This window comes from Acinetobacter sp. 226-1, assembly GCF_030329325.1.
Lineage (GTDB): Bacteria > Pseudomonadota > Gammaproteobacteria > Pseudomonadales > Moraxellaceae > Acinetobacter > Acinetobacter sichuanensis.
Window position 1 is genome coordinate 200,160 of record NZ_JACANU010000004.1, and the last position, 13,028, is coordinate 213,187.

Here is a 13,028-nt window from a genome sequence, read left to right on the forward strand (position 1 = left end):
CTAAAAGAATAGCTGCATTATAAAGAGATTTTATGCACTTGATAATGTTTGTCCGTCATTCCTCATGATTTTGCCTAAATTTCACAAGAATTTTTGATACTTTTGGAAAAATTCGCGATATTGAGAAAATAAATTTGCACATTATATTTCAATTTCGCTATGGCTAACTCGCAACACTCATTGACTGGAAAATCTCCTGTTGCCATAAACTCGCTTAATAAATACAACATATATTGCTGAGTATCACCATCGATCTGAAACACAATTTTACTGCTTTCAATTTGTAGCTGTTCATTTTCATCTATAACACAACTTAAAATTTTACTCGTTATTTTGTCTTGTTTTAAATATTGAATTTGGATAGATAAAAGGTCTTGATGGAGCAATGCACTCAAATTTTGAACGTCTGCTGCGTCAAAATAAACATGTAATGAATATTTACGAATACGTTGTACGATCATTGTTTTACCTTTCTTCTTTCAAGTTCATCATTTTATTTCTAAATATATTTTTAGATATCAAGCAGCATTTTTTCACATTTAGATTGCAGCAGGATCTTATTGCGATTTTCCAATCACATTATTTTTTCAATTTTAAAACAAAATGCACTTATAGGATAAAGAAACGGAAAAAGTGGATAGAGCTAATTTCTCTTTCGGGTTTCAATCACCTTAGAGATGTTTAAATATGGAGAAAAGCAGAATGGAAACACGTAGCACAGCCGAGTGGCAAGACTTTATCAATAATTGTTTAGATTTCCGTCCTGAAGATGGTGTATATCGTATTGCACGTGAAATGTTTACCGAAGCAGAATTATTTGACTTGGAAATGGAACATATCTTTGAAAAAGTATGGATCTATGCTTGTCATGAAAGCGAAATTGCAAATAATAACGACTTTTTAACGGTGCAAATTGGTCGTCAACCGATGATTATTAACCGTGATGGCAATGGACAATTACACGCCCTTGTTAATGCTTGCCAACATCGTGGTGCAACATTGACGCGTGTTGCAAAAGGTAATAAATCAACATTCACTTGCCCATTCCATGCATGGTGTTATAAATCGGATGGTCGTTTACTCAAAGTGAAAGGTCCAAGCGAATATTGTGAAGACTTTGATAAATCTGCACGTGGTTTAAAACAAGGACGTATTGCAAGCTATCGTGGTTTCGTTTTTGTGAGTTTAGATACACAAGCAACAGATACACTAGAAGATTTTCTAGGTGATGCAAAAGTATTTTTAGACTTAATGGTTGACCAATCTCCTACAGGTGAGCTGGAAGTTCTACAAGGAAAATCAGCCTATACATTTGCAGGGAACTGGAAATTACAAGATGAAAATGGTTTAGACGGCTACCATGTGAGTACAGTTCATTATAATTATGTTTCTACTGTGCAACATCGCCAACAAGTTAATGCAGTCAATGGTCAGGATTTAGACACCTTGGACTACAGTAAACTTGGCGCAGGTGATGGCGACACTGATGATGGTTGGTTTAGCTTTAAAAATGGTCACAGCGTATTATTTAGTGATATGCCTAACCCAACAGTACGTCCAGGTTATGACGTTGTCATGCCACAATTGGTTGAAAAGTTTGGTGAAGATCGTGCGAAATGGGCAATGCACCGTTTACGTAACTTGAATTTATATCCAAGTTTGTTCTTTATGGATCAAATCAGTTCACAATTACGTATTGTGCGTCCTGTGGCTTGGAATAAAACTGAAGTGATTAGCCAATGTATCGGAGTCAAGGGCGAGTCTGCACAAGCACGTCGTAACCGTATTCGCCAGTTTGAAGATTTCTTTAATGTATCAGGCTTAGGTACACCAGACGATTTGGTTGAATTTAGAGAACAACAAAAAGGCTTCCAAGCACGTTTAGAGCGTTGGAGTGACATTTCACGTGGTCATCATAACTGGAATTATGGTTCTAGTAAAAATGCAGAAATTTTAGGTATTCAACCTGTCATCACAGGGCGTGAAATTACCCATGAAGGTTTATATGTCAACCAACACGGACATTGGAGACAATTACTCCTTAATGGTTTAAAGAAAGACGCACTGAAAATGCACGATATTACATTCCAAAATGAAACAGCGGAGGTTTAATCATGAACATGGAATTAACGTTTGCAGTGACTCAATTTTTAAACCAAAAGTCAGAATATTGTGATAATTTTCAATGGAATGAATATTTAGAACTATATGATGAGGATAGCGTTTATCATATTCCACAATGGATTGATGATCATCATTATGTCACTGACCCAAATCAAGGCATGTCTTATATTTACTATGAAGACCGCACAGGCTTAGAAGATCGCGTGTTTCGTATTGAAACAGGAAAAGCTGCCTCAGCAACACCTTTACCACGTACAGCACATTTTATTAGTAATGTTCGTGTCAAAGAACTTGCAGATGGTTTAGTTGAAGCAAAAGTCGTTTGGCAAACGCTTTATAACCGCCAAGGCTTAGAGGGTTGCTTCTATGGTCATGCGACCTATACTTTACGTAAAACAGAAAACAGTTTCCGTATTCGTAAACAACATACGATCTTACTGAATGACAAAATTGATTCAGTTTTAGACTTCTATCACGTTTAAGGAGTCTAAAATGGGACATTCTGTTGCGCTAAATTTTGCAGATGGTAAAACCTTTTTTATCGCAGTAAATAATGATGAATTGTTGCTTGATGCAGCAATTCGTCAGGGCATAAACTTGCCTTTAGACTGCCGTGAAGGTGTTTGCGGAACCTGTCAAGGGCAATGTGAAACAGGCATTTATGAGCAAGAATATGTCGATGAAGAAGCACTCAGTCCACGTGATTTAGCTGAACGTAAAATGTTGGCTTGCCAAACACGAGTACAATCGGATGCTGCTTTTTTCTTCGATCATGATTCAAGTATTTGTAATACAGGCGATACCTTAAAAATTAACACCATCGTCAAACATGTTGAGTTAGTTTCAGAAACGACCGCTATTTTACATGTTGATGCCAGTCATTATTCTGAGCAATTGCAATATTTAGCAGGTCAATACGCACGTTTACAAATTCCTGATACAGATGAGTGGCGTTCATATTCATTTGCAAATCGCCCTAATGCCACGAATCAACTGCAATTTTTAATTCGCTTATTGCCTGACGGTGTCATGAGTAATTATTTACGTGAACGCTGTCAAGTTGGTCAAAGTATTGTCATGGAAGCACCATTGGGCAGTTTCTATTTACGTGAAGTTGAAAAGCCTTTGGTGTTTATTGCAGGTGGGACTGGTCTTTCCGCATTTTTAGGTATGTTAGATCATCTCGCTGAACAAAAAAACCCACCTAAAATTGAACTTTTTTATGGGGTAAATAAAGAAGTAGATTTATGTGAACAGCAACGTTTACATGACTATTCTCATAAAATAAACAACTTTAGTTATCATCCAATCGTGACTCAAGCAACAGAAACATGGTCTGGAAAAACTGGATTTATTCATGAACATTTAAATAAATCTCAACTTGCAGAACAAGCATTTGATATGTATTTATGTGGTCCACCGCCCATGATTGAAGCTGTCAAAACTTGGCTAGATACCGAATCATTGAGTAATTTTAAAATTTACAGTGAAAAGTTCTTATCAAGTAATACGGTTAAGGCATAAACCAAACATAACACAAGGTTTAAAAGAAAATATTTCTAAAATGTATTGAACAATTTGAGCAATACGGACAAGTATTTGCAATGAAAAGCGACATTTCACAAGATAAATAACATGTACATTTTCAATGCTTATTTTCTCGAAAGCCTTGTGTGTTAAATCCTAAACCCTGATTTCAACACTCATTATTTTTTAATTGTGTCATCGGTACCAACCCTATACTTTCCTAGAAAAATCAATGGAAAGTTCACTAAAAATATTTTCAACCATCACACAACTTGCTAAAAAATAAATGAATAATTTGGATTAAATACAATCATTTTAAAGGGTTAAAAATATTTAACAGACACTCTTGCAAAGTAACACAATCGATTTTCAATCATTAAGGGAATAATTATGCAAACAATCGATATTAATCGTGTCATAGATCGTGACAAACTTTCACCATTACAATGGCTAGTATTTTTTCTTGGTTTTTTAGTCTTTTTCTGTGATGGATTAGACACAGGAATCATTGGCTTTGTTGCACCCTCTTTACTTGACGACTGGGGAATTACTAAACCACAACTTGCGCCTGTACTCAGTGCAGCATTGGTCGGGATGTCCATCGGTGCAATTGTTTCAGGTCCACTTGCGGATAAATTTGGACGTAAAAAAGTCATTGTAACGACCACATTAATTTTTGCTATTTTTACTGTTCTATGTGGTTTCGCAACATCCACTCAAGATTTAACGATTTATCGCTTTATTACAGGTATTGGTTTAGGCGCAGCAATGCCAAACATTAGTACTATCGTCTCTGAATATATGCCGAGCAAACGTAAAGCCTTTTTAACAGGTCTTGCAGGCTGCGGTTTTATGTTGGGTATTTCTTGTGGTGGTGTGCTTTCAGCTTTTCTTTTAGAAAATTTAGGTTGGGCAAAAGTCATCATTATTGGTGGCGTTATTCCTGTACTTTTAGCGGTAATTTTAATGCTAAAACTACCCGAGTCTACTCAATATTTAGTGAAGAAAAATCAGCATCAGCAAGCACGCCATATTTTAGAAAAAATACAAGGTCAGGCATTTTCTGAAAATGTACAATTTAAACTTGCGACAACAGAAAATAACCTGAGCGATGAAAGCCCTGTAAAACAAGTTTTAGGGAAATATCTCTGGGGCTCAAGTATGCTATGGCTTTGCTGCTTTATGAGTTTATTGGTGTTCTATCTGTTAACCAGTTGGATGCCGACCATTCTTAAAACTGCAGGTTTTACGACACAACAATTTAGCTTAATTGCAGCAATTTTCCCATTTGGTGGCGTGATCGGTGCGACAGTCATGGGTTATTATATGGATAGAACTAACCCAACCAATGTCATTAAGTATTCATATTTTATTGCCTTTTTATTATTTATTTTAACGGGTTTTGTTAGCTCAAATATTTTACTTTTTGGCATTAGTATTTTTATGATTGGAGCTTTACTTGCGGGTGCGCAGTCTTCTTTACTGCCACTTTCAGCAATGTTCTACCCTTCTACTTGTCGTGCAGTTGGTGTGTCTTGGATGCATGGTATTGGACGAGTTGGCGCAATTTTAGGGGCATTTTTTGGCTCATTGATTTTTACATTTGAGTTGAGTTTAAGTGGGATTTTCTATGTTTTAGCCATTCCAACACTCATTTCTTTTATCGCTTTAAGTCTAAAAGTTATGATCGAAAAATCAAAAAGCGAACAGCAAATGAAATCGCAAGAATTAGCTTAAATATTAAGCGCCTATGACTGAGTCTTAGGCGCTTAATTTATTTTGCTATGTAAAATTAAATATCAAAATTATTGAAATTTGGCTTTGGTCTCACTTGGATTTTCACCAAATTCTTCCCGATATTCTTGTGAAAAACGACTTAAATGACTAAACCCCCAATCATAAGCCACTTTTGAAATTGAAATCTCTTGCTGCTTGCGGCTACTTAAAATTTTATAAACTTTCTGTAAACGATATTTTTTTAAAAAAGCCAAAGGGCTCATGCCATAATAATATTGAAATTGTTCATAAAGTTTACTTTTTGAGACGCCAGCGACGTGTAAAATCATTTCTACAGAAATCATTTCATGTGCATGATCCATCATAAATTGTTTTACATTTCTAATAAATAATGGAATATCTTGACATGAACCCTCTCGTAAAGCTGCGGAAAAATTATTTTCTTGGGAAAGTAATAATGCCTTAATCAAGAAATTTTCATAATCTTCAGAAAACATTTGTAAGCCATAAAAACCTGTATATTGTGCCTTCACCAACATAAAATTTTGAATATTTGACCACCAAGCAGCAATCATTTGATCTAATGCTAAATTCATCGTTGGATTAAAAACAATACTGTCGCGGATGGGTTGGTTCAGTAAATCTGATAACACCAATTGCATACTTTTTTCGGGAATGACCACTTGTAATTTTTTACAGTCTTTATCAATAAATAAATCTTGAAAATCATTATTTGAAACAATTAAACCACTGCTTTGGTCAGACTGATAATGTTCACCTCGAATATTTAATGATTGTTTACCATGCAAAGGTAAACTAATACTATAGGCTTTAAGCTGCGAAATATTGATAGCAACATTTGCACCATATTGAATACAGCCAATGGTCATATGTTTTTTGGGTAAACGTAAGCCGTCATACTGAAAATCTAAAGTATCACGATATGTGGTTTCTAAACGATGATCACCACAAATACTCGACATCAAATTTTGAGCAAAATCAGCTTGTTTTGTATTATGTTTTAAATCTGAGTGTTGGCTAAATGATTGCATCTTCCTTGTACCTCGCTGAGGTGTTTTATTCCAAAATTGTTCGTTTTAAAATTTCCTTTTAATATGAACAATTTCCACATCATTTTGGCGAATAACTTATAATTTAAAATAAAATTCCTGATAAAAATAGTCTACTTTATTAAAGCTGAAAATATAATAAAAGTTAATAGATTTTATGACATAAAGTTATACCAAAAAAGTATAATTTTACAATATCATGGCGCTTAAACACTTCACTTATTTTCCAGCCTTTAAAATTGTATTTTACCCTTTAAAACTCATACTTATGATAAGAAACACCTTCTAAATCATAAACTTGATAAACACAATCAAAGAAAGACTGAATATCCTCTGTACATCCTGTATTGCGGATAGAAACCATAACATTACTGATCGCACTTTGATCCAAAATAGGTACAAACTTCAAGTTAGTCAAATGAATGTTTTGTGCGCTTGCGGGTACAATAACCATTCCATCGCCTGCTGCGGCAAAACCACATGCTAATGCTAACTCACGTACATAACGTACTTTTTCAGGTTTTAAATTTTGTTCAGCAAATAATGCTTGAATATGATGTGAAAAATTAGGTTGATCATTTTTAGGATAAAATAATAATTCCTCTTTCACCAATTCTTTTAAAAATACACCTTCTTGTAATGCCAAAGGATGACCTGCATGAACTGCAAGAACTAATCGTTCATCTCTTAATTTTGTTCTTTTAACTTCTGGGTCTGAAATATCCACTCGACCAAAACCAATATCAATACGTTTCATTTTTAACGCCTGAATTTGATCCATAGAAGATAATTCGACTAATTCTATTTTTAGATGAGCATTTCTTTGTTTAAATAAAAAAATAACTTTAGATAAATAACCAAATAATAATGATCCGACAAAACTTAAAGTAATGGTTCGATCAATCACACCTATTTTTTTGGTCATCGATTTTAATTCTTCAGCCTGACTTAATAACTGAAGTGCGTGATTATAAAAAAAACCACCTGCTTCAGTGGTCACCAAAGGACGACTACCTCTTTCAAAAAGTTGAACTCCAAGTTCACTTTCTAAATTTTGGATTTGACGACTTAAAGGAGGTTGAGCAATAAATAGCTTTTCTGCCGCCTTAGTAAAACTTTGTTCCTCTACAACAGCAACAAAATATTTTAAATGTCTAAGCTCCATGCGTGCATTCCCTTGACTTTCAGCAATTGAGTAAATCATTTCTCTTATATTTACTCTCAAGAGAATAATAACTTAAATTAAACTTTAAAAAAATATTCTTTCGTACAGCATTGCATATTTATAGCCTCTACAACTGACATAAATGATAAATAAATTAAATCTATGTTTTTATTCATACATTTTTTATTTTAGTAATTATTTATTTAAATTAATCAATATAAAATTCCAAATAATAGAATGTCTATTTTAAAACCAATCATGGGCATATTTTACACACAAAAAAATATTGAATATAAAATATCTAAAACACAACTTAAAAAAATCTTTTAAAATCATTATGAATTAAAAATAATTAAAAAATCAACATTTAAAATCAATAAAAACAACACAGCACATCATTGATCCATACAAAACTTTCATAAAAATATGAAATATTGATATTCACTCATTAAAATATTGTACTTTAGTCTTATTCGAACATTTTAGAGGTAAATATGCAGAAAATTTTAGGCTCTATTGCTCTTTTTATGCTGTGTATGCAGAGCTACGCCCGTGACCCATTGGCTGATACATCATGGAAAACGATTGATGATAAAACCCAAAAAACCATGTCCATTGTCAAGTTTAAAGAAAATAATAATGGTACTTTATCGGCTTCAATCCAAAAAGTTTTTGATCCCACACAAGCCCAAAGCTGTACAAAATGTCTTGGAAAATATCAAAATCAACCGCTTATTGGTGTAAATATTATCTCAAATTTAAAAAGTACAAATCATCATAAATATACAGGAGGAAGTATTACCGACCCACAAACAGGAAAAACCTATAAATTTAATGCACATCTTTCAGAAAATGGTCAAATTCTCAAAGGTCGTGGTTTTATTGGGGTTTCAGCATTGGGACGTTCGCAAACATGGTTACGTGTCAATTAAACACCTTTAAAGGCATACACTCAAGTAAATGAAATTGTTTAGTTTATGCAAATTTAATACCTTAGACGTCAATAATTTGCATACAATCTTCGTTTTATTTTAAAAATTGAGTTTTTTAGTCATGATGAAAAGTTTGAAATTATTATTAATATTGTCAATTTCATTCTATTTTTCTCTTGCTCATGCTGCTAAAGAAACTATTTATCTGATTTCAAGCTCCTCTGCTTATGATGAAACTTATATCCCAAAAATTGTTCAGGCTTTTGAAAATAAAGGCTTTAGTGTAAATACACAATATTTAAAACAACAGCTTTCAGACTTTGGTTATGTAAATACTGACCATGAACGCGCTAAAAATCTCATTGCTGCTTTAAAAAATGATCAGGTGAAATATCTTTGGTTTGTACGTGGTGGTTCAGGCGCTTTAAATTTATTACCTGAATTACATGCAGAAATTAACCAGATCAAAAAAAGCACACCGAAAGTTCTCATTGGCTTTAGTGATGTGACCGCCATTCATTATTTTGTTAATCACGAATTGGGTTGGAAAAGCATTCATGGAACCACCGCCGCAACAGGCAAAATTATCAACGCACCTACTGTCCCTCCAACTGAAACAACAGCATTCAGCAAAAATATAAATAATACTGATGAAAATCAAAATGATGTGGTCAATGAAATTTTTTCGACCTTACAAAATGGTGTGCATTATCAAGGACTCTTACCGTTAAATCAGGCAGCAAAAAACCACTTTGATCAGGGCATATTAACAGGGGGAAATTTAACGCTCGTGCAAACGTTATTTGCAACCAAATATGAACGTCTTTGGCAAGATCAAATTCTTTTACTTGAAGATATTAGCGTCACCTATAAACAACTTGACCGTTTATTACATCAAATTTTATTTAAGAAAGATTTTCACCCTAAAGCCATCGTGTTTGGGCAGTTTTATCCCAGTAAAACCAATGATGGTGAACGTTTAATTTACAAAGAAGTGATCCGAAAATTTGCCGAAAAAAGTCAAATTCCTGTGTATTATTATCCTTATTTTGGACATGGGAAAATCAATAAACCTTTTATTTTAGGTGGAAAAGCACATATTGCTTGTCCTCAGGATTCAGATTATTGTTCCATCTTTCAAGAAAAATTTTAAATAACATTTAAAATAAAAAACCGAGTTAGATCAACTCGGTTTTACAGACATTAACCCAACTCAGCTAAAATTTTATCCAGTGTCGGATTACTTTGTTGCCATTTTGGTTGTTTGTCTTTATCAACGATCAAAGCACGAACACCCTCAACAATATCGCCATGTTCGAACCAAATATCCTGTAAATCACGCTCGATTTGCATACACTGCTGTAGAGACAAACTACGTCCAAGATGTTGCAGCTTTAAACTCGCTTGTTTAGCAATTAAGGAACGTTGCTGCAAAGTGCTTAGGACTTTATTCGCCCATGCTTGATATTCTATATCATTTTCATTTTCCAGACTATTTTCAATTTCTGCTAGACTTTCAAAACCAAAGTGCTTACGAATATTTTCAGCCAACAAGCTTAATTCGCTCTCTGTTGGATGGGTAATAAACTTCGCAATAATTTGACCAATACTTTCTTTAGTCAAATATTCAGCTTGAACCAAAGCTTGTTGTAAAGCTGCAAGGTGCTCACTTGGCACATGATAATCAATCAAATCTAAATATAAAGCGTCACTGCTGCTGATTTGATCACCCGTTGTTGCCAAATAAACACCAATATCATCTAAGCGAGATAAAAAGTGCGTTGCAGCCACATCGGGGAAAAAACCAATTGCAGTTTCAGGCATAGCAAAACGTGATTTTTCACTGCTGACAATAATATGACATGCTTGAGCCAAACCAAAACCGCCACCCAAAACATAGCCATCAAGTAAAACAACAACAGGCTTTTTAGATGCTCGAATGCTATTTAGCATGTCATATTCGGCACTAAAATAACCTTTATGATCTTCAGTACCATTTTTATAACTATCATAAAGATAGCGAATATCGCCACCTGCACAAAAGGCTTTAGGACTATTCGACTTGATTAAAATCGCTTGGATGCTGTCTTCATTTTGCCAGTTTTCGACTTGGCTGCGGATGCTATTGATCATCTCTAAAGATAAAGCATTTAAACTCGGTACACGATCCAAAGTGATTATGCCCAATGCACCTTGCTGTTCAATGATTAAATGATTTTCTGTATTCATTTCAGCAGACTCTTATTGATTTTTAAACTGAGCTTGACGTTTTTCAACAAAGGCTTGCATGCCTTCTTTTTGGTCAAGTGTGGCAAAAATAGAATGGAAAGTACGACGTTCAAAACGTAAGCCTTCAGCCAAACTGACTTCAAAAGCGCGGTTAATGGATTCTTTGATCATCATCGTGGCTACAAGTGATTTTTCAGCAATTTTTTCAGCCGCTTGCAAAGTTTCTTGCAATAATTCTTCTTTCGCAAAAACACGCGCCACTAAACCACTTTGCTCTGCTTCTACTGCGCCCATTTGACGTGCGGTTAAACACATTTCCATAGTTTTCGCTTTGCCAATAGCAAGTGTCAAACGTTGTGTCCCCCCGATTCCAGGAATAACGCCTAAGGTGACTTCAGGTAAGGCAAACTTGGCATTATCTGCGCAGTAAATAAAATCACACATCAATGCCAATTCACAGCCACCACCTAAGGCATAGCCACTCACCGCAGCAATCAATGGCTTACGACGTTGTGCAATGCGATCAGCCAAATTAAAGAAATCATCAAAATAAATATTAGGGAATGTGAGATTCGCCATTTCTTTAATATCTGCACCCGCAGCAAAAGATTTTTCTGAGCCTGCAAGTACGATACAGCCAATTTCACGGTCTTGTTCTAAGTCATCCAAGGCTAAATTGACTTCACGAATAAGTTCAGTATTTAACGCATTGAGTGCTTTTGGACGGTTTAACGTGATTAAACCCACACCATTTTTCTTTTCTAATAAAATCGTTTCAAACTGCATTTTTTCATTCCTTGATTTTTTAAGACTAAACTTTAGAATATTCAAATATTTTGATACGCGACTAGGTCATTCGCAATTGTTTGAGGCAAGACTTCATTAAAAAATTAATGTTTCTGCGATAAATATACTATTTGCTAATTTATGCCGAGTTTTGCGAATGACAATGGTTTTGCCTACTTTTCCCGAAAGAAAAGTAGGTCGAGCCGAAGGCTAATTACTCAATTAGAACCTTTGACATAAGACACCGTTAAACAGATTAAAATCATAAACTACGTGCAATCACTAAACGTTGAATGTCGCTTGTACCTTCATAAATCTGACAAATACGCGCATCACGATAAATTCGCTCGATTGGAAAATCTTTGAGATAGCCATATCCACCATGAATTTGCAACGCTGCGGAGCAAACACGCTCCACCATTTCCGAAGAAAATAGCTTTGCCATTGAAGCTTCATTTAAACACGGTTGCCCTGCTTCTTTTAAGCGTGCTGCATGATGTACCAACTGACGTGCTGCTTCGATTTCCGTTGCCATACTGGCTAAGCGAAATGCAACAGCTTGATGCTCAAAAATAGGTTTTCCAAAAGTAATACGGTCTTTGGCGTATTGTATTGCTTCTTCAAGTGCGGCACGTGCCAAACCCACAGCTTGCGCTGCAATCCCAATACGTCCGCCTTCAAGATTTGACAAGGCGATTTTTAAACCTTCACCTTCTTTGCCTAACATCAAACTTTGATGAATGCGTACATCGGTCAGCGCAATTTGACAGGTATCAGATGCATGCAAACCCAATTTTTCTTCCGTGCGGATCACCTCATAACCTGCTGTTTCACGCGGGACAATAAAAGCACTAATACCTTTTTTTCCTGCACTTGGATCTGTCACAGCAAAAACAATAATCACGCCTGCGTTATGACCTGAGGTAATAAATTGTTTTGCGCCATTAATCACCCAATACTCACCGTCTTTAACTGCACGGGTTTTAATGGCAGCCGCATCTGAACCTGTGTGTGGCTCGGTCAAGGCAAAAGCACCGATCATTTCACCTTGTGCCAAAGGTTTTAAGTATTTTTCTTTTTGCTCATCTGTACCAAATTTCGCAATCGGTACACAACCGACAGAGTTATGCACACTCATAATGGTCGATGTTGCGCCATCTGCTGCAGCAATTTCTTCTAGCGCTAAAACATAGGCTAAATTTCCAGTTGCTGAGCCACCCCATTCATCCGAGATCAACATACCTAAAAAGCCCAACTGCCCCATTTGTGACAATGCATTTTTCGGGAATGTACCATGACGATCCCAATCTGCTGCATTTGGCTTAATTTGCTCTTGTGCGAAATTTCTCGCCATATCCTGAATTAACAATTGTTCTTCGGTAAATTGCATCTTGTTTTCCTTTACAAAAATTCCTTAACTTTCATCAAGTTTTAACACATTATTTTTTATGCTGAATA

Annotated in this window: 12 protein-coding genes; 6 read left to right on the top strand and 6 right to left on the bottom strand. The window is 35.2% G+C overall.

Annotation, left to right across the window (positions count from 1 at the left end; translation table 11 throughout):
* Nucleotides 1–74 precede the first annotated feature (74 nt).
* A complete protein-coding gene (locus tag HX124_RS09635) occupies nucleotides 75–461 on the bottom strand; it encodes a hypothetical protein (protein ID WP_286382453.1) in 387 nt (128 codons plus the stop codon).
* Between the two features lie 241 nt (nucleotides 462–702).
* Here HX124_RS09635 and antA point away from each other — a divergent pair, with 241 nt between their 5' ends.
* The 4 genes from antA (at nucleotide 703) to HX124_RS09655 (ending at nucleotide 5,388) form a co-directional block, all read left to right on the top strand.
* A complete protein-coding gene (gene antA, locus HX124_RS09640; protein WP_286382455.1) occupies nucleotides 703–2,112 on the top strand; it encodes an anthranilate 1,2-dioxygenase large subunit in 1,410 nt (469 codons plus the stop codon).
* Nucleotides 2,113–2,114: 2 nt separating this feature from the next.
* Complete coding sequence (gene antB, locus HX124_RS09645; protein ID WP_107008790.1) at nucleotides 2,115–2,606, top strand: anthranilate 1,2-dioxygenase small subunit; 492 nt, start codon at nucleotides 2,115–2,117, stop codon at nucleotides 2,604–2,606.
* A gap of 10 nt (nucleotides 2,607–2,616) precedes the next feature.
* Nucleotides 2,617–3,648: an anthranilate 1,2-dioxygenase electron transfer component AntC gene (gene antC, locus HX124_RS09650; RefSeq protein WP_107008791.1), complete on the top strand. Its 1,032-nt coding sequence runs from the start codon at nucleotides 2,617–2,619 to the stop codon at nucleotides 3,646–3,648.
* A 393-nt stretch (nucleotides 3,649–4,041) separates the two neighbouring features.
* On the top strand, nucleotides 4,042–5,388 hold the full coding sequence (locus HX124_RS09655; protein WP_286382457.1) for an MFS transporter: 1,347 nt from the start codon (nucleotides 4,042–4,044) through the stop codon (nucleotides 5,386–5,388).
* A gap of 68 nt (nucleotides 5,389–5,456) precedes the next feature.
* On the opposite strand, the gene HX124_RS09660 is transcribed toward HX124_RS09655, so the two are convergent.
* The gene (locus tag HX124_RS09660) at nucleotides 5,457–6,440 is read right to left on the bottom strand and encodes an AraC family transcriptional regulator (protein WP_107008793.1); all 984 of its coding nucleotides are present in this window, start codon (nucleotides 6,438–6,440) and stop codon (nucleotides 5,457–5,459) included.
* 271 nt (nucleotides 6,441–6,711) lie between these two features.
* Nucleotides 6,712–7,623: a LysR family transcriptional regulator gene (locus HX124_RS09665; protein ID WP_107008834.1), complete on the bottom strand. Its 912-nt coding sequence runs from the start codon at nucleotides 7,621–7,623 to the stop codon at nucleotides 6,712–6,714.
* A gap of 494 nt (nucleotides 7,624–8,117) precedes the next feature.
* On the opposite strand from HX124_RS09665, the gene HX124_RS09670 reads away from it, so the two are divergent.
* Nucleotides 8,118–8,555, top strand: coding sequence for a DUF2147 domain-containing protein (locus HX124_RS09670; protein WP_286382460.1), 438 nt, complete (start codon nucleotides 8,118–8,120; stop codon nucleotides 8,553–8,555).
* Nucleotides 8,556–8,676: 121 nt separating this feature from the next.
* The gene (locus HX124_RS09675; protein WP_286382462.1) at nucleotides 8,677–9,708 is read left to right on the top strand and encodes an LD-carboxypeptidase; all 1,032 of its coding nucleotides are present in this window, start codon (nucleotides 8,677–8,679) and stop codon (nucleotides 9,706–9,708) included.
* Nucleotides 9,709–9,758: 50 nt separating this feature from the next.
* On the opposite strand, the gene HX124_RS09680 is transcribed toward HX124_RS09675, so the two are convergent.
* The 3 genes from HX124_RS09680 to HX124_RS09690 form a co-directional block, all read right to left on the bottom strand.
* Nucleotides 9,759–10,784, bottom strand: coding sequence for an enoyl-CoA hydratase/isomerase family protein (locus HX124_RS09680; protein WP_286382464.1), 1,026 nt, complete (start codon nucleotides 10,782–10,784; stop codon nucleotides 9,759–9,761).
* Nucleotides 10,785–10,796: 12 nt separating this feature from the next.
* Nucleotides 10,797–11,570, bottom strand: a complete 774-nt coding sequence (locus tag HX124_RS09685; protein WP_286382466.1) for an enoyl-CoA hydratase — start codon at nucleotides 11,568–11,570, stop codon at nucleotides 10,797–10,799.
* Between the two features lie 262 nt (nucleotides 11,571–11,832).
* Nucleotides 11,833–12,960, bottom strand: a complete 1,128-nt coding sequence (locus HX124_RS09690; RefSeq protein WP_286382468.1) for an acyl-CoA dehydrogenase family protein — start codon at nucleotides 12,958–12,960, stop codon at nucleotides 11,833–11,835.
* Nucleotides 12,961–13,028: the final 68 nt, after the last annotated feature.